Below are 23361 nucleotides of genomic sequence, written 5' to 3'. Positions count from 1 at the left end.
GCGGGAACAGGGTTTGTCTTCCCCGATGTCCGACCCTGTCACGCATGCGCAACCCGTCACGTTCCGGACAACCTGCGGACATCCGTTCGACACGCGCCGGACCCGGCTGCGCGCGCCGGATCGTCCGGCGCACTAGGGTTGTCAGGTGACCGACGAACCACCCCTGCGCCGTCGGGCCGCTGAAAGCCGTACGGGAGAGGTGTCTCCGCATCCGTCGTCGGCCGGGCCGGAGCCGGCGGACGCGGGGACCGATACCGACCCGGGCGCAGCCGTCCCGCTCACCGCTCCGCGCGATGGCACCCCCACGCCGGTGGCCACCTCGACCGAGCTCGACGAGGTGGTGGCCCGTTTCGCTGCCGGCACCGGCCCGGTCGCCCTGGACGCCGAGCGCGCCTCCGGCTACCGCTACAGCCAGCGGGCCTATCTGGTGCAGCTTCGCCGGGCGGGCGCCGGCACCGCCCTTGTCGATCCGCTGCCGCTGCCGGATCTGTCCGCCCTCGACGCGGCCATCGCCGAGACCGAGTGGGTGTTGCACGCCGCCAGCCAGGACCTCGCCTGCCTGGCCGAGGTGGGGTTGCGTCCGCGCCGGCTGTTCGACACCGAACTGGCCGCCCGGCTGGCCGGATTCGAGCGGGTCGGCCTGGCCGCGTTGACCGAACAGCTGCTCGGCTTCAGCCTGGAGAAGCACCACTCGGCGGCCGACTGGTCCAGCCGGCCGCTGCCGGAGTCCTGGTTGACGTACGCGGCACTGGACGTGGAACTCCTGGTCGACCTGCGCGACGTGTTGGACGCCGAACTCGACCGGCAGGGCAAGTCGGGCTGGGCGGCGGAGGAGTTCGCCGCGCTTGTGCGTAACGGCGCCCGTCCGCCCCGGGTCCGGGCCGAACCGTGGCGACGCACGTCCGGGATCCATCGGGTACGCGGGGCCCGCGCCCAGGCCCGGGTCCGTTCCCTCTGGTACGCCCGGGACCAGATCGCGTCCCGGCGGGACGCCGCGCCGGGCCGGGTGCTGCCGGACTCGGCCATCGTGGCGGCGGCCGAGTTGGATCCGAAGGACGAGAAGGCCCTGCTGACCCTGCCCGGGTTCGGAGGTCGCTCGGTGCGCCGGCTGGCGCGTACCTGGTTGGCGGCGTTGGACGACGCACGCCAGCTTCCGGACGACGCGCTGCCGGTGAGCCCGACGGTGGAGGGCCCGCCCCCGCCGCACCGGTGGGCGGAGCGCGACCCGGTGGCGGCGGGTCGGCTGGCCCGCTGCCGGGAGGTGGTGGTCGGCACCGCCGCGGCCCACCGGCTGCCGGCGGAGAACCTGATCGCGCCGGACTCGATCCGTCGGGTCGCCTGGCAGCCGCCGGAGGAGATCACCGACGACACCGTCGCGGAGGCGCTGCGCACCCTGGGCGCCCGCGAGTGGCAGATCACCCTGCTCCTGCCCGCGCTCGCCGAGGCCCTGCGTACCCCCTGATCCCGGTCGCGGGTGTGGGATGGGCCACACGGGGAGTGGTGACGCCATTGGTTACTGACGAGTAGCATCCGTGCAAATGGCAAGTGCCGAGGGAGGCTCCAAGTGCCCCGTGAAGTTCGAGATGTCGTCTTCGTCGACGGCGTCCGTACCCCGTTCGGCAAGGCGGGTGGGATGTACGGCAACACCCGCGCCGACGACCTGGTGATCCGCTGCATCCGGGAGCTGATGCGCCGCAACCCGCAGCTGCCGCCGGAGAAGGTGGAGGAGGTGGCGATCGCCGCCACCACCCAGATCGGTGACCAGGGCCTGACCATCGGCCGCACCGCCGCCCTGCTGGCCGGCCTGCCCAAGACGGTGCCCGGCTTCGCCATCGACCGGATGTGCGCCGGCGCGATGACCGCCGTCACCACCGTGGCCTCCGGCATCGCCGTGGGCGCCTACGACGTCGCGATCGCCGGCGGCGTCGAGCACATGGGCCGCCACCCGATGGGCGAGGGCGTCGACCCCAACCCGCGGATCGTCGCGGAGAAGCTCGTCGACCCGTCCGCCCTGGTGATGGGCGCCACCGCGGAGAACCTGCACGACCGGGTCCCCCGCGTCACCAAGGAGCGCACCGACGCGTTCGCGCTCGCCTCACAGCAGAAGACCGCCAAGGCGTACGCCGACGGCAAGCTCCAGGGCGACCTGGTGCCGGTCGCGGTGCGCGACGACGAGGGCGGCTGGGGCCTGGCCACCGTGGACGAGGCGCCGCGGGACACCTCGATGGAGAAGCTGGCCTCGCTGAAGACCCCGTTCCGCCCGCACGGCAAGGTCACCGCGGGCAACGCGGCCGGCCTGAACGACGGCGCCACCGCCGCGCTGCTCGTCGCCGAGGAGACCGCCCGCGAGCTGGGCCTGCCGGTCGGCATGCGGCTGGTGTCGTACGGGTTCGTCGGCGTCGAGCCAGAGGTGATGGGCGCCGGCCCGATCCCCTCCACCGAGAAGGCGCTGCGTATCGCCGGCCTGAGCATCGACGACATCGGTCTGTTCGAGCTGAACGAGGCGTTCGCGGTGCAGGTGCTCGCGTTCCTCGACCACTTCGGCATCGCCGACGACGACCCGCGGGTCAACGCCTGGGGCGGCGCGATCGCCATCGGTCATCCGCTCGCGTCCTCGGGCGTCCGGCTGATGACCCAGCTCGCCCGGCAGTTCGCCGAGCACCCCGAGGTCCGCTACGGCCTCACCGCCATGTGCATCGGCATCGGCATGGGCGGCACGGTCATCTGGGAGAACCCGAACTGGGAGGGTGGGAACAAATGAGCCTGGCCGCACCGAACGAGGTCGTCACCAGGGCGCTGCTGCGCCAGGTGAACGTGCCGGGGCTGGACCGGCCCGCCGCCCTCATCACCCTGGACAACGGCTTCGACCACACCAAGCCGAACACCTTCGGCCCGGGCGGCCTGACCAGCCTGGACGAGGCGATCACCGCGGCTCTGGCGGCGAACCCGGCGTTCGTCGCGGTCACCGGCAAGCCGTACATCTTCTGCGTGGGCGCGGACATCGTCGGCCTGCCGGCGCTGGAGAACCGCGAGCAGGCGCTGGAGATCGGCCGGCTCGGCCACCGGGTCTTCGCCCGGCTCAAGGACAGCGACGTGCCGACCTTCGCGTTCGTCAACGGCGCGGCCATGGGCGGCGGCCTGGAACTGGCCCTGCACTGCCACTACCGGACGCTGTCCGCGGGCGCGGCGGCCCTGGCGCTGCCCGAGGTCTCGCTCGGCCTGGTGCCCGGCTGGGGCGGCACGCAGCTCCTGCCGAACCTGATCGGCATCCCGGCCGCCACCCAGGTGATCCTGCAGAACCCGCTGATGCAGAACAAGATGCTCAAGCCGAAGCAGGCGGCCGAGATGGGCGTCGCGGACGTGCTGCTGGAGCCCGCCGACTTCCTGGAGCGGTCCCTCGAATGGGCCGCCGGTGTGGTCCGGGGCGAGGTCACGGTGACCCGTCCCGAGGTCGACAAGGACATGTGGGCGGGGGTGCTCTACTTCGCCCGGCAGACCCTCGACCAGCGGCTGCACGGCGCGGTCCCGGCCGCGTACAAGGCGTTGGACCTGCTGGAGACCGCGAAGGACGCGGACTTCGCGGCCGGCACCGCGGCCGAGGACGAGGCGCTCGCCGACCTGGTCTTCTCCGAGGAGCTGCGCAGTGGTTTGTACGCCTTCGACCTGGTGCAGCGGCGGGCCAAGCGCCCGGCCGGCGCGCCGGACAAGGGCCTGGCCCGGCCGGTCACCAAGGTCGGCATCGTCGGCGCCGGCCTGATGGCCAGCCAGCTCGCGCTGCTCTTCGCCCGCCGCCTCCAGGTGCCGGTCGTGATGACCGACCTCGACCAGGCACGGGTGGACAAGGGCGTGGCCTACGTGCACACCCAGGTCGAGAAGGCCGTCAGCAAGGGCCGGATGGACAAGGGCACCGCCGCCAAGCTGTACGGCCTGGTCAGCGGCTCGGTCGACAAGTCCGTGTTCGCGGACGCCGACTTCGTCATCGAGGCGGTCTTCGAGGACCTGTCGGTGAAGAAACAGGTCTGGGCCGAGCTGGAGAAGATCGTCAAGCCGGAGGCGGTGCTCGCCACCAACACCAGCTCGCTGTCGATCACCGAGATGGCGGCCGACCTGGAGCACCCGGAGCGGGTCGTCGGCTTCCACTTCTTCAACCCGGTCGCGGTGCTGCCGCTGCTGGAGATCGTCCGCGGCGAGCGGACCGACGACGCCACGCTCGCCACCGCGTTCGCGGTCGGCAAGCAGCTCAAGAAGTCGTCGGTGCTGGTGAAGGACGCCCCCGCCTTCGTGGTCAACCGGCTGCTGACCCGCTTCCTCGGCGCCGTCTTCGCCGCCGTCGACGCCGGCACGCCGCTGGACGTGGCGAACAGCGCGCTTGATCCGCTGGGCCTGCCGATGCGCCCGCTCGCGCTGCTCCAGCTCGTCGGGCCGGCCGTGGCGTACCACGTGGGCGGCACCCTGCACGAGGCGTTCCCGGACCGGTTCGACGTCAGCGAGAACCTCAAGCGGATCGCCGACTCCGGCCAGCCGATCGTCGTCGACGACCAGATCAACGACGAGGTCGCGAAGCTGCTCGTGGTCGGCGACAAGCCGCTCACCGGCGAGCAGGTCCGGCAGACCGCGCTCGACGCGCTGGCCGAGGAGATCCGGCTCATGCTCGACGAGGGCGTCGTCGCCGAGGCGCAGGACATCGACCTGTGCATGATCCTCGGTGCCGGCTGGCCGTTCCACCTGGGCGGCGTCACGCCGTACCTCGATCGGACCGGCACCGCCGAACGGGTGGCCGGCCGGCGGTTCCTGCCGCGCGGCGTGGCCAGCCTGCGCTGACCCGATCCGCGACCGATCGCGGTGGCCGGCCGTCCGGACGGACGCGCGGCCACCGCGATCGTCGTTCCGGGCCCGGCCACGGACCGGTCCCGGCTCACACCGGTGCTGGGCGGACGGCGGGTCGTCGGCGGCCGTAGCTACCATCACGCGTCCAGCATTCTCACAGGAGCCGCCTTCATGTCCCAGCCGCCGTTCAACCCCTACCCCGGCACCAACCCCCCGCCGCAGCAGCCCGGTGGATACCCGCCGCCGCAGCAGCCGCCGTACGGCGGCGACCAGCCGCAGTTCCCGCAGCAGCCGCCGTACGGCGGTGACCAGCTCGGCGCCCCGCCGAAGAAGAAGTTCGGGGCCGGCAAGATCCTGCTGATCGTCCTGGCGGTCGTCCTGGTGCTCTGCCTCGGCGGCGGCCTCGCCTTCTGGCTCGCCGCCGGTGACGAGGTCAAGGACGTCGTCGCCGCCACCAAGACCCGCGTCGTCGAGCCCACGACGCTCGGCGGCCGGCCGAAGGTGAGCGAGCCGCAGCTCCAGTCCCTCGCGTTGCAGATGAAGACCGACCTGAGCAAGGACGTGCCGAACGCGACGAGCACGGCGGGCGCCTTCTACGGCGACCCGGAGAAGAAGGACCTGGTCATGATCGTCGGCGTCTCCGGCATCATCGCCGACCCGAAGAAGGAGATGGCGGACGCCATCACCGCGATCACCCCGGAGCTGGGCGCCAAGGAGTTCAAGGCGGTCGACGCCGGACCGCTCGGCGGCGACGCCAAGTGCGGCGACGGCAAGGCGCAGGACATCCCGGTGGGTGTCTGCGTCTGGGCCGACAAGGGCAGCCTCGGCATGGTGGTGGTCTATTTCAAGAGCGCTACCGAACTCCAGTCCGAGTTCGTCGACCTGCGCGGTGAGGTCGAGAAGAAGGACTGACACCGCTCGGAGCGCCGGGCCCCCGCCGTCGGCGGGGGCCCGGCGCCGTTTCCGGGTCAGGCCGACGCGGCGCGTTCCGCCTCGCCACGGCAGACGCAGAACTCGTTGCCCTCCGGATCGGCGAGCACCACCCAGCCGGTGCCGTCCGGCCGGCGCCGATCGGCGACAACCGTGGCCCCGAGGTCACGCAGTCGCGCGACCTCGGAGTCCCGGGTGCCCTCGGCCGGCTGCAGGTCGAGGTGGAACGCGCCCTTGCCGTGCCGCTCGCCCACCTCGACGAAGAGCAGGTCGGGGCCGTGCCCGTCGGGCGAGACGAGGACGGCCTCCGGGTCATCGGGGTGGTCGTCGTCGTGCCGCTCGCGGTCGAGCACCAGGCCCCACCATCCGGCCAGGGCGTACGGGTCGTCGGACTCGACTGTCACGCAGTGGATCTGTGCACTCACGGTGCTTCCTCCGGTTCGGGTGCGCCCCGCCGGAGTGCGACGGTCAGCGGGGGACGCGGGGCGCGGGACGATGCGTAACGGACATCACCACACCCCCTTCCACCTCTCGGCTGACGACCCGATCTTGTCACTCGGCACCGGGCGGTGGCAAGGCGCGCCGCTGGTTAGGCAGGGCCCCTTCTTAACAGGGGGTGTTAAGAAGGGGCCCCGCCTCTACCGAAAACGTTAAGAAGGGCCCCCTCCTTACATCCTCACGGGCCGAGGAAGACCGCCCGGGCGCGCCAGTCGGTGCCGTCGACGGCGGGGCCGCTGCGCACCGTGAACGTCGCGCTCGGGGCGCCGTTGCCCCAGCCGGTGGCCGACAGGTCACCGGTGTTCCGGTTGACCTTGTAGAGGGTGTCGCCGGCGACGAAGACCGCACCGGCGTCGGCGAGACCACCCGACCCGGCCACCGAGAACCGGTCCGCGCCGACCGTGCCGCTGTCCGGGGTGAACCAGCGCCAGAACAGGCCGTTCTGACCGGTGAGCGTGTAGTAGAGCCGCCCGCCGAGGTGGAACATCCCGGTCAGGTTGGGGATCTCGGTGTAGAAGCTGGTGTTCACGCCGACGTACGTCTGTCCGGTCGGGCCGGAGTCGGTCTCCACCGTGTCCCAGTAGGCGTCGTGGTAGGGGTCGACCAGGGCGGGGACGCCGAACGTGGTCCCGTCGAACGTCCGCCGCCACAACGCGCCGTTCATCCCGTAGAACAGCGTGCCGCCGACCCAGAACGCTCCCTTCGCCGTGGACCAGGGGGTGTCGTCGGGGTTCGCCACCGGGCTCGCCGCGCCGACAGTGGTCGCCCCGTCGTACGACCGGGCCTGCACCTCGTCGCCGGTGCCCACGGGCGGCGGGCCGGTCTTGACGATCTCGATGCCGTTGACGAGTGGGTTCTCCGTCACGTGGCGGAACTCCAGGTCGATGGCGCCGTCGCTGACCACGGTGAACTCCCGCATGGTGCCCACGTTGTGCCCGGGGGCGACCGCCAGGTCGAGGTCGTCGAGGACGGTGGTCCCTTCCAGCGCCACGTCGAAGACGCGCTTGCCGGCGGTGGCGGTGCCGTCGTACCGGTTGGCCAGGTAGAGCCGCACCTGCACCTCGGTCCCGGTGGGCACCGGGAACTGCCAGGTCATCTCCGGCGCGCCGGCCCCGTCGTACCGTTCGGTGCTGTAGAGGGCGGCCGGCGTGCCGGTCGGCACGGTCGCGTCCAGCGAGCCGACCGTGCTGAAGCTCGACGCGGAGCTGCCGCTGTTGTGGTACGGGCTGGGGTTGCCGCCGTCGTCGGCCGCCCAGTCCGGCCCGTCGGTGGCGGCGACGGCCGGGCCACCGGCGTTGATCCGGTACAGCACGTTCGTCGGCTTGGGCACGCCGGCCTGGTAGACCGTGCCGGGCAGGGTGGCCGACGTGGTCGGGTGCGGGGCCGTGCCGCCGGCAAGCGGGAAGAACGCGATCCGCTCCCGCCGGTACTGGAAGTTGCCGATCCACGAGGTGTCCCCGCCGACCCAGAGCCCGGACGGGGTGACGAGCATCTCGGAGGCGCCGATGCCGCGCGGGTGCCGGCCCGGGTTCCAGGACAGCGGCAGGCCGGTCTGCGGGTCGAGCGCGGCGATGCTGGCCCGGCCGACCGCGCCGGCCCGGGCGTTGTCGGCGCCGGTGCTGTTGTTGAGCCAGCGGAAGTGGCCGCCGACGTAGACCGCCTGCTCGCTGGCGGCGACCGACAGGAACGTGTCGCCACCGGTGTAGTCGATCCAGGTCGGCTGCGCGGTGGCGCCTGTCGTGCCGGCCTCCCAGCGGGCCGCCGCGTCGCAGAGCGTGCCGCCGAACGGCGAACCGGTGGTGACCACCACGAAGTAGCTGCTGTCCGGGGCGTACGCGATGTCCCGCATGTAGGAGTCGAAGGCCTGCCACTTGCAGCGCGGCGTGTACCGGCTGGTGTTCCAGTCGGCCACGGTGGCGGCGGTGGCGCCCAGGTCGAGCTGGACGATCTGGTCGTGCAGCACCCCGTCGGCCTTCTTGAAGTTGCCGATCACGACGAGCCTCGTGCCGTCCGGGGAGACGGCCATCTTCTCCACGCCGACGCCGGCGTTGGATCCGCTGACCCCGTCGTAGTTGTGGTGCTCGGTGAGCGCGGTGGTGAGATAGTCGTCCACCGCCCCGGTGGTGGCGTTGAGCGAGGCCAGCCCGCCGCGCGGGTTGGGGTTGCCGGCCGTGGTGAAGATGCCGCCGACAAGCAGCCGGCCGCCGACCAGGGCGATGTCGTTGACGAGCCCGTTGAACGCCGGCGGGGCGAAGCCGGTGACGAGCGATCCGGTGGCGACGTCGAGCAGCGCCACCTTCCGCCGGGTCACCCCGTTGACCGTGTTGAACTTGCCGGCGACGAAGACCGTGCCGGCGGTCGGGCCGGCGACGACGGCGTACACCTCGTTGTCGACGGACGGCGCGAACGCGGTGTCGACAGTGCCGGTGGCCTTGTCGAAGGCGAGCAGGTAGTTGCGGGTGATGTCGGTGTCGGAGTTGCGGTTCTGCACCGTGCTGAACGAACCAGCCACGATGATCTTCGTGCCGGCGTCGTGGATCGCGTCGACGGTGCCGTCCATGATGTCCGGCGAGGTGGTGGCGGGGGTGTCCCGGACCACTGTGCTGTGGTCGGGCGCGGCGCCGGCGGGCGCGGCCGGGGCCAGGCCGGCCACGGTGAGCGCGACGGCGGCGAGGGCCGCGAGGGCGCGGCGGCGCGGGGCCGAGGGGTGGGTCACGGGCAGCTCCGTAGGATCGACGGTGAGGCGTATCGCACCGCTCACCCTGAGCCACTGCCGCACCGCCGTCCAGCGCGCGGCAAGCTTTCTGACCGACCACCGTGCCGCCGCGCCCGACCACCCGCCGCGACCAGCCGGGACAGCCGGGCCGGACCGCACGATCAGGTGGGAGCGGGTGTACGCCCGGGCGGGCGCGGATGGCGGTCAGGTGGCCGCCGGCGGGTCGGCCGACGGAAGGGTGACTGTCACCTCCAGGCCGCCACCGGGTTGGGCGACCGCCTTCACCGTGCCGCCGTGCGCGTCGCAGACCGCCCGCACGATCGACAGGCCGAGGCCGGAGCCACGCGCCCCGGTGCGTTCCTGCCCGCCGCGCCGGAACGGCTCGAACAGCCCGGGCACCTCGGCCGGCGTGACCTCGAAACCGGTGTTCCCCACCACAAGCCAGGACCGCTGGCCGTCGGTGCCGGTGCGCACCCACATCCGGCCGTGCAGGTGGTTGTAGCGGACCGCGTTCTCCACCAGGTTGCCGGCCAGCCGGTCGAGCAGCCCCGGATCGCCGACCACAGGCGCCGGGCGCAACGAGGTGTGCACCTTCAGGCCGATCCGCTCCACCTCCCGGGACACCGCGGAGAGCGCGTTGGCGGTGCCCACGGCGAGGTCGCTCTCGGCGCGGCGGGCCAGCCGCCGGCCGGTCTGCGCCTCGCTGCGGGCCAGCACCAGCAGCGCGTCGACCAGGCCGTTGGCCCGCTCCGACGCCTCCCGCACCACGCCGGCCATCCGCCGGTACTCGGCGAGGTCCGCGTCGTCGTCGCTGAGCGTCACGTCGATTTCGGTACGCATCACCGCGAGCGGGGTCCGCAGCTCGTGCGAGGCGTTCGCGACGAACCGCTTCTGCGCCTGGAACGCGGCGGTGATCCGGTCCAGCATCGCGTCGAACGTCTCGGCCAGCTCGGCCACCTCGTCGTCCGCGCCGGACCAGCCGATCCGCTCGTCGAGGGTGGCCTCGCCGAGCCGGCGGGCGGTGGCGGTGACCTGGTGCAGCGGGCGCAACGCGCGGCCGGCCACCAGGTACGCCCCGGCCACCCCGACGACGCTTATCGCAAGCAACGCCAGCAGCCCCTTGACCAGCAGCTCCCGCGAGGCGGCGTCGACAAGTTGCCGCTGCCACTGCCCGGCGTCGAGGGTCCGGCCGTCGGTGAGCACCACAGTGGTGCCGGGCAGCAGCTCGTCGGTGGGGCGCAGCGCGTCCCGGACCAGCAGCCAGGCCAGCAGCACCAGGATCGCCCCGGCGCCGACCAGGAGCACGCCGTTGAGCAGGGTCAGCCGCAACCGCAGCGTCGGGCGTACCCGCCGGGCGACACCCGGCCGCGCGCTCACTGGCCGCGCTCGATGCGGTAGCCCGCGCCGACGACTGTGTCGATGAGTGGTGGGTCGCCGAGCTTCTTGCGCAGGGTCATCACGGTGACCCGGACGATCGTGGTGAACGGGTCGGTGTTGGCGTCCCAGACCCGTTCCAGCAGCTCCTCGCTCGACACCACCGCGCCGCGTGCCCGGAGCAGCTCGGCGAGCACGCCGAACTCCTTGTTGGTCAGGTCGAGCGGCGCGCCGCCCCGGGTCACCACCCGGCGGGCCGGGTCGAGTTCCAGGTCGGCCACCGCCAGCACCGGCGGCGCGGCCGGGGTGGCCCGCCGCCCGAGCGCCTGCACCCGGGCCACCAGCTCGTCGAAGGCGAACGGCTTGGCCAGGTAGTCGTCGGCGCCGAGCTGCAACCCCTCGACCCGGTCGGCGACCGTGCCGCTCGCGGTGAGCATCAGCACCCGGGTCAGCGCGCCGGAGGCGGCCAGGTCGGCGCAGATCTGGTCGCCGTGCACGCCTGGTAGGTCCCGGTCCAGGATCACCACGTCGTAGCGGGTCACGAACACCGCCTCGTGCCCGGCGTTCCCGTCGTAGGCGACGTCCACCGCCATGCCGCGCTTGCGCAACCCGCGAGCGATCGCGTCGGCGAGGTTGCGCTCGTCCTCGACCACAAGTACCCGCATCCCGGCCTCCCACCTCGTGACCTCCCACAACCTAGTGCCGCGGGCCAAACCGGCAGGCACCCGCCGCCGTTGCAGAAAACCTTCGGGTACGCGATGCTCGCCGGCAGCGACCGACCACCGCCTCCGGCCACCGGCCGGGCCCGAGCGCAGGGAGCCCCGATGACAGTCGTCGACCCCGGCCGGGACGTCGCGTACCGCCGCTTCCGTTTTCCGGCGGACCAGGACCTGGGGCGGGCCGACGGGCTCGACGCCGGGCCGGGCGGGCTGGCGCCGGACGCGACGGCCGGCCGGCTGACGCACACCGACCCGCACTCCGGGACCACCGCCGACTACGCCGCCGGGAGCTGGACCTCCCCGGTCACGCCGGTCGGCTTCGCCGCCACCGAGCTGGTGCCCTCCTGGACCGCCGACTCGCCGCCCGGCTCCTGGCTGCGGGTGGAGTTGCGGGGCTGTGATGCCGGGGCCGCCACCACCGGCTGGTACGAGCTGGCCCGCTGGACGGCCGACGACGGCACGGTGCGTCGCTCGTCCGTGCCCGGGCAGTCCGACGAGCGGGCCCGGGTCGCCGCCGACACGCTGCGGGTGACAGGTGCGACGGTGACCGGCTGGCAGGTCCGGGTGACGCTGCTGCACCGGCCCGACGTGCCGGCCGGCCCGATGCTGCGCACGATCGGCGTGGTCGCGTCCGCCGGAGCCGAAGCCGAAGCCGGAGCCGGAGCCGGAGCCGGAGCCGGAGCCGCGACCGGACCCGCTGCCGGACCCGCTGCGAACGGGCCGGCCGTGAGCGCGCCGGCCGGGTGCGGTGGGGCGCGGGGACGGATCCTCGACGTGCCGCGCTACGCGCAGCGGCTGCACGCCGGCGGAGAGACCCGCTGGGGTGGCGGCGGCGACTCCTGGTGCAGCCCCACCTGCGTGTCGATGGTGCTCGACTTCTGGGGCGCCGGCCCCGCCCCGCACCGGTACGCCTGGGTCGACCCGCCCGGTCCCCGCCCGGCCGTGGTGCACGCCGCCCGGCACTGCTACGACCACGCGCACGCCGGTGCGGGAAACTGGCCGTTCAACACCGCGTACGCGGCGACGCACGGGGTGGACGCGTTCGTCACCCGGCTGCGCTCGCTGGCCGAGGCGGAACACTTCGTGGCCGCCGGCATCCCGCTCGTCGTCTCGGCGGCGTTCACCCGCGGGCAGGTGCCCGGGCTTGACTACGACACCGCCGGGCACCTCATCGTGCTGGCCGGCTTCACCGGCGACGGCGACCCGGTGCTCAACGACCCGTACGCCGCCGACGACGAGCGGGTCCGCCGGACCGTGGCGCGCGCCCCGTTCGAGGCGGCCTGGCAGGCTGGCAGCGGTGGGATCGCGTACGTGCTGCGGCCGGAGTCGGTGCCGCTGCCTCCGGCGCCCGCCCAGGCCAACTGGTGATCACCGGTCGGCCGGCCAGATCGCCAACCCGCCCGCCGGATCGAGGCAGACGAGCACCGCGCCCGGGTCGACGCACTCGTCCCAGGAGCCGGGCAGCACCGCCCGGATCCGGACGTCTCCCGCCGGCACGTCGAGCGCGCCGACAAGGGTCCGGTCGCCACTGAGGTGACGCACCCCGAGCAGTCCCCCGGGCTCGCCGTCGGTGCCGGTGAGGCGCCAGCGCCCCAGCCGGGCGAGCACCCGGCCGGTCCTCGGGTCGAGCACCCACCTGTGAAGTTCCAGCCCGACGCCGGGCGTGGCCGCGACCAGCCGGCCGCCGAACGGGAACAGCCCGAACCAGCGCTCGTCCACCCAGCCGGGCTGCCCGGTGGCCGGATCGAGAGCCCGCGCGCCGCCGATCTGGTCGCGCAGGCAGACCATGCCGGCGCAGTCGGTGAACCGGAGCCCGGCGCGCGGCTGCACCGGCACGGTCCACCTGGCGTCCAGCCGGTCCAGCCCGTACGCGGTGACCGTGCCCGGCCCGCCCTCGACAAGCAGCAGGCCGGCCACCACCTGGGCGTACCGGTAGGAGACGCGGTCCGGCGCGGGCGGCACCCGGCCGGTGAGCACCGGCGCCCCCGAGTCCGCGTCGTGCACGGTCACCCGGCCGTCGGGGGTGACGAGCACGAACTGCGTCACGCCCCGGTCGTCCGTCCGCTAGGCCACCCCCTGGGTGGGCATCGGCAGCGACCAGCGCGCCGCCCCGGTCACCGGGTCGACGGCAAGCATGCTGCCGTCGCCGGCCGCGCGGGGGTTCTCGAACAGCAGCCCGCCGGACGCGGTGCGGACCGGGTAGCCGGACTGCTGCCAGCGCGCCGCGCCGGTCGCCGGGTCGAGCAACGTGGAGCGCGTGTCCCCGGCCCCGGCCGGGCTGCTCGTCACCAGCAGCCCGTCCCCCATGACACCCAACCCGAGCACGTGGTCGCCGGCCGGCAGCGTGAACCGCCACAGCCGCGCCCCGTCGGACAGCCGGTGCCCGGTGACCGCCCGGCCGTCGCGGCCGACCGTGCCCGGCCCGTCTGCCACCATCAACCGGCCGGCAAGCGCCACGAAGGCCGCGCCCTGCGGCGCGGGCACCCGGACCGGGACCGGCCGGCGCGGTGGCGCGGACGCGCCAGCCGCCGTGAGGAGCACCAGGCAGCCGAGCGCCATCGCGCGGGCGCCCCGGCCGGGTGGCCGCCGGGGCGGCGCTGGAAACTCGTCGTCGTCCTCCCCGTGCCGCATCTCGCCCAGCTCGATCTGCGGGCTCACGGCAGCCGCCGCGTCGCGAAGTCGCCATCGGCGTCCCGGCAGACCAGAAGCGCCCGGCTGGAGGCGCAGTCCGTGCCGAACAGCACGCCCCGGACCGGCAGCAGGTCGCCCGACAGGTCCAGCTCGGCGAGGAGCAGCCGGCCGCCGCCAAGCGGCCGGGTCAGGAACAGTCGCTCGCCGGCCTCGTCCTGCGGGACGAGCGTCCAGCCGCTGAGGTCGGCGACGAGCCCTCCGTCGGCTTCGTCGAGCACCGCCAGGCGGTCGCCGCCGGTGTCGCCGCCGACGGCGAGCAGGTGGCCCGCGTCGGCCGCCACCACGCCGGCCCACCGGCCGGTGGTCCAGCGCACCGTGCCGCTTGCGGGGTCGAGCGCCGTCATCCCGTCGTCGCTCCGGCCGGCGCAGAGCAACGCGCCGCACGGCTCCACGTGGCTCAGCGGTGGCAGCCGCGCGGTCCACCGGGGGCGCAGCGTGTCCATCTCGTACGCGTCGACCGCGTCGTCGCCCGCCCGGCTCTCCAGCAGCAGCTCGCCGGCGGCCATCATCTGCCGTGGCGCGGGTGGTTCCCCCGGGTGCAGGTCGCGGGCGGCCAGCCGAGCGCCCGTCGTCGCGTCAAGCACCACCGTCTCGCCGGTCTCCGGCACCACCAGGAGCCGGTCCAGCGCCCCGGACGAACGGAAGGCGAGCCGCAGGTCATCCGCTCCGGGCGCGGTCCACATCGTGCGGCCGTCGGCCACCGCCACCCGGCGTACCTCCCGCGGACCCGACCCGCGCGTCGGTTCGAGCATGAGCGCGTCGCCCGCCGGGTAGGCGAGCGCGGCCTGCCGCCAACTGATCCGGCCGGTGTCGGCGTCGTAGGCCGTGGTCTCCCAGGTGTCGTCGTCGCCTGTCGCTCCGGCGGCCAGCACCCGCCCGCCCATCTCCCACACCGAGACGACCTCGCCCGGGCCGGGCAGCCGGCTCCGCCACCGCTCCCGGCCGCCCCGGTACGCCGCGATCTCCCGCACCGCCCCGGGCCGCCAGTCGAGCGGCCGGACCACGTACACCCGGTCACCGGAGGCGAATGCGACCACACCGGTGCCCCCGGGGAGCGTGCGCACGGCGGGACGCGCGAGCGGCGCTCCGGCGGCGAGCGTGACGAGCGCCACCAGGAGCACCAACGCGGTGCGGAACGGCCGGCCCACGGCGCGCGGCGGACGCACCGACGACGCCGGCGCCTCGTCGCGCGGCTCGCCGAGATCGATGACGGCCACGACCACCCCTTCCCCGCGCCGCCGGACCGTCGCCCGGCCGTGACCGGAGCGACGCCGGGCCGCCTGTACGATGGCCCGTCGTGGCCGTGCCGGTGGTGGACCCCTCGTTGAACTCCTCGTCCGTCGATGCGGACGCCGTCGTGGCGGATCCGCCGCGCCGGCCCCGTCGCCGGCCGGCCCGCGCCGACGTGCTGGCCATCGGAGCCTATGTGTTGTTGGGCGTTCTCGTCTGCCTCAACTACTGGGGCGACGTGCAGCACCGGGTGTCGTCGCACCTGCCGACCGACCACAGTTGGTTCGAGTGGCTGTTCGCACACGGCGCGTACTCGGTGCGTCATCTGGAGAACCCGCTGTTCACCGCCCGGCAGAACGCGCCGGACGGGGTGAACATGATGGCGAACACCTCGCTGCTCGGGGTGACGCTGCCGTTGGCGCCGCTGACCATGCTGCTCGGCCCGCAGGTGATGTACGCGCTATACCTCGGCGCGGCGTTGTCCGCGACCGCCGCCACGTCCTACTTCACGCTCTCCCGGCACCTGGTCCGCTCCCGGGGTGCGGCGTTCGTCGGGGGCGCGTTCCTCGGTTTCGCCCCCGGCATCGTCCACCACGCCAACGGGCAGCCGAACTTCGTGTCGAACTTCCTGCTGCCGCTGATCGTGTCCCGGGTGCTGCGCCTCGGCGAGCCGGGCCGCTGGCGGCGCAACGGGGTGGCGCTCGGGCTCCTGGTGGCGTACCAGATCTTCATCAACGAGGAGATGCTGCTGCTCACCGCGCTCGCGTGCCTGGTCGTGGTGGTGGCGTACGCGGTACAGCGGCCACGCGCGGTACGGGAGCGGGCCGGCACGTTCCTGGCCGCGATCGGGGTCGGCGGCGGGGTGGCGCTGCTGCTCGCCGCGTACCCGATCTGGTTCCAGTTCAACGGCCCGCAGTCCTACCGGGGGTTGCAGGGCGGGGTCTTCCACAACTGGGGCGAGGACCTGATGGCCTTCGTCACGTTCGCCCGGGACACCGTCGCCGGGGACGAGGCGGTGGAGAAGACGATCGGGCTGACCGAGCAGAACACCTGGTTCGGTTGGCCGCTGGTGCTTGTCGGGCTGGTCGCGCTGGCGCTGCTGGTCCGCCGGTCGGTGCCGGCCCGGATCCTGGCCGTGCTCGTGGTCCTGTTCACGATCGCCTCGATCGGGCCGGTGGTGCGCTTCGACGGCGTGGAGACAGACGTGGCCGGGCCGTGGGCGTACGTGCCGGACGACCTGCCGCTCGTCGAGATGATGATGCCGACCCGGTTGAGTCTGGTGGTGGTCGCCGCGGTCGGCGTGCTGCTGGCCCTGGCCTGGGACGCGCTGGCCCGCACCGGCCGGCGGCGGGCGGTACGCCTGGTCGGGTACGCCGCGATCGTGGCCGCCCTGCTGCCACTGTTCCCGCGCCCGCTGCCGGCGCAGCACATCGACCCGCCGCCGCACTTCGTCACCGCCGGTGGCTGGCGGCCGTACGTGCCGGCGGGCCGGACGCTGGTGCCGGTGCCGATCCCGAGCAACGTGCACGGGCTGCCGACGCTGCGCTGGAGCGCGCTGACCGGGCAGGAGTTCCCGATCCCGGCCGGCTACTTCATCGGCCCCAACGACCTGGGCGAAGGGGTGTTCGGCGCGCCGAACCGCCCGACCAGCACGCTCATCTACTCCACCATGGACGCGAACAAGGTTCCGGAGATCACTCCGGAGAACCGCCGGCAGGCCGTCGAGGACCTGCGCTTCTGGCGGGCGTCGGTGGTGGTGCTCGGCGCGAACCCGCGCGAGGCGGTGCTGCGTGACCTGATGACCGCGCTGCTGGGCCCCCCACAGCGCGTAGACGACGTCTACCTGTGGGACGTCCGCGCCCTCGTGTAAGGCGGGGGCCCCGCTTAACGTTTTCGGTAGAGGAAGGGGCCCCGCTTAACAGCAAGTGTTAAGCGGGGCCCCCGCCTAACACCCAAGCCGGTCGGTCAGCCCAGCAGCGGGCGGACGTCCCACAGGTGCCCGCCGGCGACGTCCCGGCCGGGGCCGACCAGGGCGTCGAGCGTGGCGCGCACCGGGTCACCAGGTGACGAGTCGGCCTGCACCAGCGCCGCCGCCCGCCAGTGCCGCAGGTCCGCCACGGCCTGCCGGCGTTCCACGTCGCCGATCGCCGGCACCTGACCGGTCTCCGCGGCCCGGCGCAGCAGCAGCGAGGTGGGCCGGTCCGGCGCGCCCCACCGGGCGGTCGGGTCGGTGGCCGAACGCGGGCCGATGAAGTAGCCGCCGGGCGCGTCGAAGGCCAGTGCGGTGCGGGCCGACCAGAACATGGCCGGGCTCTTCGCCGCGCCGGTGACCGGCGGGACCGGCACCAGCGTCCGGCCCGGCGGGACGTACGCCCGCCAGCCGCCGCCGGCCACGACCGCCGGCACCGGCGGGACCGGCACGGTGCGGATCGGGGTCGGGGTGAGCGGCAGCAGCGCGGCGGTGACCGCGCCGGCCCACGGCGCCCAGCGGCGGACGTCGCCGCCGGAGACCCGGTCCAGGGCCAGCGCCAGCAGCACCCCGAGCACCGGTACGCAGACGAGCGCGAACCGCGCCGGCACCACCAGGTCGAGCAGCGGCACGTCGGCGAGCAGCCGGTACGGGCCGGGCAGCCCGGTGTCGCGCCGGTTCACCACAAGCGTGGCGCCGAGCGACAGCGACGCGAACAGCAGCCCGCACGCGGCGAGCGCGCGCACAAGCGGTCGCCGCCACAGTCGCACCACCACGAGCAGTGCCAACAGCGGCAGGAACGGCCCGAAGAACGAGTTCTGCTCGGTGGGGTTCGGCGAGAGCAGCCCGGCGTGGTGACCGTCCCCGGCCACGGTCTGCCGGGCGGCGGCGGTGAACGAGGCCAGGTCCAGCCGGTAGCCGACGGTGTGGAACGGCATCCCGGTGTAGTGGCCCGGCCCGAAGAACTGGAACCACAGCGGGTACGCGAGCAGCACGCCGGCGGCGAGCGCGCCGAGTCCGGCCCGGCGCGCCACCGCGGGGGCCAGCCGGCGCGCGGCGGGCCGGTCGGCGAGCGCGTACGCGCCGGCCAGCACCCCGGCGGCGAGGGCCGTGAAGACAAGCACCTCCTCGCCGAGGAACACCTGGTACGCGACCACCAGCCCGAGCAGCACGCCGTCACGCCGGACCCGGTCGGTGGCCGGCCGGAACACGAGCGCGAGGATCACCGGCACCAGGAACTGGGCGGCCATGTGCAGGTGCGCCCCGGCCTGCGCCACCATCCCGGGGGCGAAACCGCAGCAGAGCCCGCCCACCGCGGCGGCGGCCCGGGAGCGGACCAGCCGGCGGGCCAGCAGCGCGTACCAGGCGGCGGCGGTGCCGGCGAGGCTGAGCGCCACCGCGACCAGGAACGCCGCCTGGGAGCCGAACGCCACGGTGACCGGGGTGAGCGGCACACCCAGCCCGAGCACCGACGTGTTGGCCATCAGGTTCACCCCGTCCGGGGCGTTGAGCGCGGCGCTGTGCAACGGGTTGTCGCCGGCGGTCACCGCGCGTGCGGCCCGGGTCAGCATCCACTCGAACAGCATCTGGTCGCCGGCCTGGTGGAACAGCCGCTCCGGCCGGCGCCACTGGTCGGCGGTGAGCAGCACGGCAAGCGCGAGGTAGCCGGTCACCACGAGCGCGTCGACCGGCCGGGGCCGCCACCGGCGCGGGGGCGCGGCCTCGGGGCGGTCCGCCGCGGTCAGGCGGACCGGTCGGTGAGTGTCCGGACGTCCCACACCCACACGTCCAGCTCCTGCCGGGCGGGCCCGACCAACTGCTCCACGGTCCGGCGCAGCGGCTCGGCGTTCTGCTCGTCGAGCGGCAGCACCACCACTGCCGCGTTCCAGTGCCGCAGCTCGTCCAGGAAGCGGCGACGCTGCCGGTCGTCGAGTTTCGGCGTACGCCCGGTGGACGCCACGTCGGCGAGCAGCTCACCGATGCCGCTGCGCCGGCCGCCGAAGCGCCCCGGGTCGCCTGTGACGCCGTTGCGCGGGGCGAGGAAGTAGCCGCCGGGGATCTTGAAGTCGAGGTCGGTGCTCGCGGCCCACCGCATCGGGTCGGTGTTGCCCATCGCCGGCACCGGCACGGACACGAGCGTCTGGTCCGGGCCGACGTACTGCCGCCACCTGTCGGCGGTGATGAACTCCGGCACCGGCGGCCGGGTGGTCACCCGCAACGGCATCGGCGCGATCGGCAGCAGCGCGAAGACCAGGCCGGCGGCGGTCAACGTCCGGGCCGTGCGCCGGTCCACGCCGTGCAGGACCCAGGCGCGCCGCACCGCGTACGCCAGCAGCACCGCGACCGTCACGCTTGTGATCAGACCGAACCGGGTCGGCACCACGGCGTCGAGCAGCGGCAGCCGCACCAGCAGGTCCCACGGCCCGGTGACCAGGTCCCGGTCCCACCAGGAGATCCGCTCGCCGAGGGAGAGCACGGCGAAGAACAGCCCGGTGGCGGCGAGCGCCCGGACCATCACGTCCCGGCGCAGCCAGATGACGATGCCCACGGCCAGCAGCGACAGGCTCCAGCCGAAGAAGGCGTTCTCCTCGGAGTAGTTCGGCGCGAGGTTGACGTTGGCCCGCTCGTTGCCGCCGAACGTGGGCGAGCCGGGGGCGAAGAACGCGGCGATGTCGTTGCCGTAGTCGCGTACCGCGTCGCTGAGCCCGTGGTATGCCATCGGCCCGGCGAACTGCACCCAGAGCGGGTACGCCAGCAGCGCGCCGGCCAGCACCGCGCAGACCGCCAGCCCGATGCCGAGCGGCCGGCGGGCGACCGCCCACCGCTGGCGCTGCTGCGCCAGCACGGCGAGCAGGAACACCCCGAGCGCCATCGCGGTGAAGAGCAGGATCTCCTCGTTGATGAACGCCTGCACGGTGACCAGCAGGGCGAGCAGCGCGCCGTCGCGGACCGGGCGGGTGGAGCGGGTCAGCACCAGCACCCGCCACACGATGAACGGCAGCAGGAACTGGCTGATGATGTTCGGATGCCAGTTGGCGTGCGAGAGCATCGCCGGGGAGAAGCCGCAGAACCACGCGCCGACCGCGGCGGCCGGGCGGTGCCGGACGAGGTGCCGGGAGAGCACCCGGTACCAGGCCGCGGCGGTGCCGGCCAGGCCCAGCGTGACGAGCGTGACGAAGGAGACCGCCGGTCCGAACAGGAGGGTCACCGGCACCATCGGGATGCCGAGCGCCAGGATGGCGGTGTTCGCCATCAGGTTGACCCCGTCGGGATAGTTGAACTGCTCGGTGTAGAACGGGAACTCACCGTGCAACACCACCCGCACCGAGTGGGCCAGGAAGAACTGCACCTGCGCCGGGTCGCTGCTGTAGAGCGCGGCCACCCGGCCGGCCGGGTCGACCCAGATGCCGCTTGTCACCCAGATCGCGGCGAGCAGGAATCCGGCGTACACGACGAGGTCGATGCGTCGGCGCGTCCACCGCCACCGCCACCTGCGGCGCGCGGCCGGCACGGCGTCCTCGGTCGCCGGCACGGCGTCCTCGATGGCCGGGGCCGGGTCCTCGGTGGCCGGGGCGGTGGGGGTCGGCGAGGGTTCGGGCCGGGTGACCAGCGGTGAGTCCTCGGTGACGGAGCGGGAGCCCGTCGGGGCGTCGGCGGCCGGCGTCGAGGAGCGGGTCTCGGCAGGCGTCACAGTCGGCGGAGTCTACCGGAGCCGGATATTGATACACGAATCGAACGTCACGATCCGCGACGGTCCCTCGGCCCAACCCGTGAACCGGGCGCGGCCGGAAGACCTACCGTCTCGTACCATGTGGGCTTCCGACCGACGACCGGCGAGGGGATCAGCGTGGTTTCAGCCCGCCGAGGCGCCGTGACGGGCACCGCGCTGGCCGCGCTGTTGCTGGTCACGGCCGGTTGCGGCCCGGTCGCGGAACGACAGTCGGCAGACCTGCGGGCCGGCTACGACAGCCTGGACGGCACGCTCCCGGTATGGCCGCCGCGTGGCAGCCTGGCCCGCGACGCCGCCGTGACCGCCGCGATCACCGCCGCGGTACGGGACTGGCGCTCTCCGGTGGACGACCGCGTCCATCTGCCCTCCTCCGGCATCCTCTTCTCCGGCCAGGTCGGCGGCGCCCCGCTGGCGCTCGTGGCCGCCGACGTGCCCGGCGAGGCCGCCTCCTGGCTGCTGCAACTCGACCGGGACGGGCAGCGGTGGCGGGTCGCGCACGCCACCGAGTACACCGAACCCGGCTACCTGGTCTACTCCGACGTGTTGCCGGTGCGGGAGCACACCGGCCGCCGCTATCTCACCTCCGCCCGGGTGGAGCGCCTGCTCGGCCCCGACGGCAGCACGGTGGCCAGCACCGACGGCGTCACCGAGCCGGTCGCCGTCCCGGCCTGCCAGGCCGTCGAGCTGACCGCGACGCTGCGGCCCACGCCGTCGCTGCCGCGCGGCCGGGCCGCCGACCGCGTCCTCGACCTGGGTACGGCCACCGAAGCCCCCCGCTACCCGCTGGTGCGCGACGAGACCGGCGCCGGCAAGCGCGCCCTGACCGGCCTGGACACCTGCGTCCTGGCCGGCGAGCGGGGACCCTTCGGCAGCCTGCCGCGCCGCATCGGCGACCGCGAGGCGCCCCGCTCCGCGCCCGAGTCCTGGCCGATGGCGAAGATCGCGACCAGGTCGCTGGGCTCGGTGGCGCTCGGCGGCGGCGAGCCGGGCGACCTGGAGCAGCTCTCCTGGGAGAGCCCGACCGGAACGATGACCGCCGTGCTCTACCGCCCGGCCGGCGGCGGCACCCCGGTGGTCTCCCCGGCCGACCGGTCCACCACGCTCCAGGCCTACCACCTGCCGGTGCCCGGGCAGCCGCTGGCGGTGCTGACCTGGCGGACCCGGGACGCCTCCTTCGCCGCCCCGCCCGGCACCACCCGCCTGGTCGACCGCCCGGGCCTGGTGGTGGTCGAGCAGACCGACCGCAAGCAGACGTTCAGCCTGGCCGGCACCGAGAAGACCTGGTACCGCTCCCTCTCCCCGGCCCGCTGACCATGCTGACCGGGGTGATCCGCCGGCTGCACGCCCGGCGGCTACGGGCGGGGCTCGTGGACGCGGCGTTGCCCCGGCACGTGGCGATGGTGATGGACGGCAACCGCCGGTGGGCACGGCAGATGGGCTTCGACGACCCGTCGGTGGGCCACCGGTACGGCGCGGCGCACCTGCACGAGGTGGCCGGCTGGTGCGCCGAACTGGGCATCCGCCAGATCACCCTGTTCGTCGCCTCCGTCGACAACGTGCGCAAGCGCGGCTCGACCGAGGTGGCCCACCTGATGCGGCTGGTCGAGGAGGTGATCGCCGAGCCGCTGCTCCGCCCGGCCAGCCCGTGGCGGCTGCACGTGGCCGGCCGCACCGACGTCCTGCCCGACTCGACCCGCCACGCGCTGGAGCTGGCCGAGGACGCCACCCGCGACCGGAACCGGGGCTTCCACCTCACCGTCGCGATCGGCTACGACGGCCGCGTGGAAATCACCGACGCGGTCCGGAGTCTCCTGCACCAGGCGGCGGAGACCGGCGCCACACTCAGCGAGGTGGCCGACCACCTCACCGAGGAGGCCATCGGCGCGCACCTCTACACCGGCGACCGACCTCATCCCGACCTGGTCATCCGCACCAGCGGGGAGCGGCGGATGTCCGGCTTCCTGCTCTGGCAGGCCGTCCACTCGGAACTGTACTTCTGCGACGTCTACTGGCCCGGCTTCCGCAAACTCGACTTCCTCCGAGCCCTCCGCACCTACACCACCCGCCCCTGACCCACCCTGATCCACCCGCCCCCGGCCGGCCGGCCGGGAAGCGTCGATCATGAAGTTGGCGGCGACAAATCGGACGGCGGGGCCAGCCAACCTCATGATCCCTGAGATCGCCGGCCACCGAATGGCTGCGCGACGTCGATCTTGGACTTGTGGCACCTCCGATGTCGGGATTAAGGGACATCGCGGGCGCCACAACTCCATGATCGAGGGCGTTGGCCTGAGCCCGAGCGGTGGAGAGGCACGCGACACAGGTACGAGCAGGAGGCACGGATGCGGGGGCGAGCGGGAGGGGTGGGGGTGGGTACCGGCATGAGGCGCGAGACGAACGGCACGAGCGCGCGGATCGGGAAACGCGCGGGAGGACCGGCGGAGGGCGCTCGGCGTGGCGGCACGGGCACGAGGCAGGTAGCCCCGACCGCGGGCTCCGCAACTCGGCGGTCAGGAGCAGGAACGCCGCATGCCCAGGTAGGGGGCGGCGGCAGGTCCCGGTCGGGTGGTGCCGTCCAGGTGCCAGCCGAGTCGGGCGTAGAGGGCGCGGGCGCGGTCGTTGCGCTCCCACACCTCCAGCACGCCCACGGACAGCCCCTTTCGCGGCCACCTCGATA

At 73.8% G+C, this 23361-nt stretch carries 18 protein-coding genes; 8 read left to right on the top strand and 10 right to left on the bottom strand.

Annotated features, from left to right (window positions below; translation table 11 throughout):
• The first annotated feature begins 199 nt into the window (after window positions 1-199).
• The 4 genes from SM450_RS11985 (at window position 200) to SM450_RS11970 (ending at window position 5739) form a co-directional block, all read left to right on the top strand.
• Entirely contained in the window at window positions 200-1462 is a 1263-nt protein-coding gene (locus tag SM450_RS11985; RefSeq protein WP_474620067.1) for a ribonuclease D, read from the top strand.
• A gap of 102 nt (window positions 1463-1564) precedes the next feature.
• Window positions 1565-2761, top strand: coding sequence for a thiolase family protein (locus SM450_RS11980; RefSeq protein ID WP_474619790.1), 1197 nt, complete (start codon window positions 1565-1567; stop codon window positions 2759-2761).
• Window positions 2758-4821, top strand: coding sequence for a 3-hydroxyacyl-CoA dehydrogenase NAD-binding domain-containing protein (locus SM450_RS11975; protein WP_474619789.1), 2064 nt, complete (start codon window positions 2758-2760; stop codon window positions 4819-4821). Before SM450_RS11980 ends, SM450_RS11975 begins: the two co-directional genes overlap by 4 nt.
• Window positions 4822-4998: 177 nt before the next feature.
• Entirely contained in the window at window positions 4999-5739 is a 741-nt protein-coding gene (locus SM450_RS11970; protein ID WP_474619788.1) for a hypothetical protein, read from the top strand.
• Between the two features lie 56 nt (window positions 5740-5795).
• On the opposite strand, the gene SM450_RS11965 is transcribed toward SM450_RS11970, so the two are convergent.
• The 4 genes from SM450_RS11965 to SM450_RS11950 all read right to left on the bottom strand — a co-directional run bounded on the left by SM450_RS11965 (window position 5796) and on the right by SM450_RS11950 (window position 11010).
• The gene (locus tag SM450_RS11965; RefSeq protein ID WP_474619787.1) at window positions 5796-6182 is read right to left on the bottom strand and encodes a VOC family protein; all 387 of its coding nucleotides are present in this window, start codon (window positions 6180-6182) and stop codon (window positions 5796-5798) included.
• 251 nt (window positions 6183-6433) lie between these two features.
• The gene (locus tag SM450_RS11960; protein WP_474619786.1) at window positions 6434-8971 is read right to left on the bottom strand and encodes a malectin domain-containing carbohydrate-binding protein; all 2538 of its coding nucleotides are present in this window, start codon (window positions 8969-8971) and stop codon (window positions 6434-6436) included.
• A 204-nt stretch (window positions 8972-9175) separates the two neighbouring features.
• Complete coding sequence (locus tag SM450_RS11955; RefSeq protein WP_474619785.1) at window positions 9176-10348, bottom strand: sensor histidine kinase; 1173 nt, start codon at window positions 10346-10348, stop codon at window positions 9176-9178.
• Entirely contained in the window at window positions 10345-11010 is a 666-nt protein-coding gene (locus SM450_RS11950; protein ID WP_474619784.1) for a response regulator transcription factor, read from the bottom strand. The genes SM450_RS11955 and SM450_RS11950 overlap by 4 nt, the downstream gene beginning before the upstream one ends.
• Window positions 11011-11169: 159 nt before the next feature.
• Here SM450_RS11950 and SM450_RS11945 point away from each other — a divergent pair, with 159 nt between their 5' ends.
• Window positions 11170-12432: a C39 family peptidase gene (locus SM450_RS11945; protein WP_474619783.1), complete on the top strand. Its 1263-nt coding sequence runs from the start codon at window positions 11170-11172 to the stop codon at window positions 12430-12432.
• Here the strand turns inward: SM450_RS11945 and SM450_RS11940 are convergent, their stop codons facing one another.
• From SM450_RS11940 to SM450_RS11930, 3 genes are read right to left on the bottom strand one after another with little or no spacing between them, the layout of a single operon-like run.
• Entirely contained in the window at window positions 12433-13110 is a 678-nt protein-coding gene (locus tag SM450_RS11940; protein WP_474619782.1) for a PQQ-binding-like beta-propeller repeat protein, read from the bottom strand. It abuts the gene before it with no gap.
• 18 nt (window positions 13111-13128) lie between these two features.
• Window positions 13129-13722, bottom strand: coding sequence for an outer membrane protein assembly factor BamB family protein (locus tag SM450_RS11935; RefSeq protein WP_474619781.1), 594 nt, complete (start codon window positions 13720-13722; stop codon window positions 13129-13131).
• Window positions 13719-14972, bottom strand: coding sequence for an outer membrane protein assembly factor BamB family protein (locus SM450_RS11930; protein WP_474619780.1), 1254 nt, complete (start codon window positions 14970-14972; stop codon window positions 13719-13721). Before SM450_RS11930 ends, SM450_RS11935 begins: the two co-directional genes overlap by 4 nt.
• A gap of 95 nt (window positions 14973-15067) precedes the next feature.
• On the opposite strand from SM450_RS11930, the gene SM450_RS11925 reads away from it, so the two are divergent.
• Window positions 15068-16855 carry a DUF6311 domain-containing protein gene (locus SM450_RS11925; protein WP_474620066.1) on the top strand — a complete coding sequence of 596 codons (1788 nt, stop codon included), beginning with the start codon at window positions 15068-15070 and terminating at the stop codon, window positions 16853-16855.
• 95 nt (window positions 16856-16950) lie between these two features.
• Here SM450_RS11925 and SM450_RS11920 read toward each other — a convergent pair whose 3' ends face one another.
• Both SM450_RS11920 and SM450_RS11915 read right to left on the bottom strand, forming a co-directional pair.
• On the bottom strand, window positions 16951-18738 hold the full coding sequence (locus SM450_RS11920; RefSeq protein WP_474619779.1) for a hypothetical protein: 1788 nt from the start codon (window positions 18736-18738) through the stop codon (window positions 16951-16953).
• On the bottom strand, window positions 18696-20498 hold the full coding sequence (locus SM450_RS11915; protein ID WP_474620065.1) for a DUF6311 domain-containing protein: 1803 nt from the start codon (window positions 20496-20498) through the stop codon (window positions 18696-18698). The genes SM450_RS11920 and SM450_RS11915 overlap by 43 nt, the downstream gene beginning before the upstream one ends.
• 303 nt (window positions 20499-20801) lie before the next feature.
• Here SM450_RS11915 and SM450_RS11910 point away from each other — a divergent pair, with 303 nt between their 5' ends.
• Complete coding sequence (locus SM450_RS11910) at window positions 20802-21995, top strand: hypothetical protein (protein ID WP_474619778.1); 1194 nt, start codon at window positions 20802-20804, stop codon at window positions 21993-21995.
• A gap of 14 nt (window positions 21996-22009) precedes the next feature.
• A complete protein-coding gene (uppS, locus tag SM450_RS11905) occupies window positions 22010-22756 on the top strand; it encodes a polyprenyl diphosphate synthase (RefSeq protein WP_474619777.1) in 747 nt (248 codons plus the stop codon).
• Window positions 22757-23194: 438 nt separating this feature from the next.
• Here the strand turns inward: uppS and SM450_RS11900 are convergent, their stop codons facing one another.
• On the bottom strand, window positions 23195-23332 hold the full coding sequence (locus SM450_RS11900) for an N-acetyltransferase (protein ID WP_474619776.1): 138 nt from the start codon (window positions 23330-23332) through the stop codon (window positions 23195-23197).
• Between the last annotated feature and the right edge of the window lie 29 nt (window positions 23333-23361).

The organism is Micromonospora marincola, assembly GCF_056150385.1.
Note: the sequence above shows the minus strand (reverse complement) of the source record. Positions and strands in the feature narration are given on the sequence as shown.

What these genes read in the sequence shown, in the direction of transcription:
- SM450_RS11950 (WP_474619784.1), bottom strand. Translation starts at nt 11,010, where the DNA reads ATGCGGGTACTTGTGGTCGAGGACGAGCGCAACCTCGCCGACGCGATC.
- SM450_RS11970 (WP_474619788.1), top strand. Translation starts at nt 4,999, where the DNA reads ATGTCCCAGCCGCCGTTCAACCCCTACCCCGGCACCAACCCCCCGCCG.
- SM450_RS11975 (WP_474619789.1), top strand. Translation starts at nt 2,758, where the DNA reads ATGAGCCTGGCCGCACCGAACGAGGTCGTCACCAGGGCGCTGCTGCGC.
- SM450_RS11945 (WP_474619783.1), top strand. Translation starts at nt 11,170, where the DNA reads ATGACAGTCGTCGACCCCGGCCGGGACGTCGCGTACCGCCGCTTCCGT.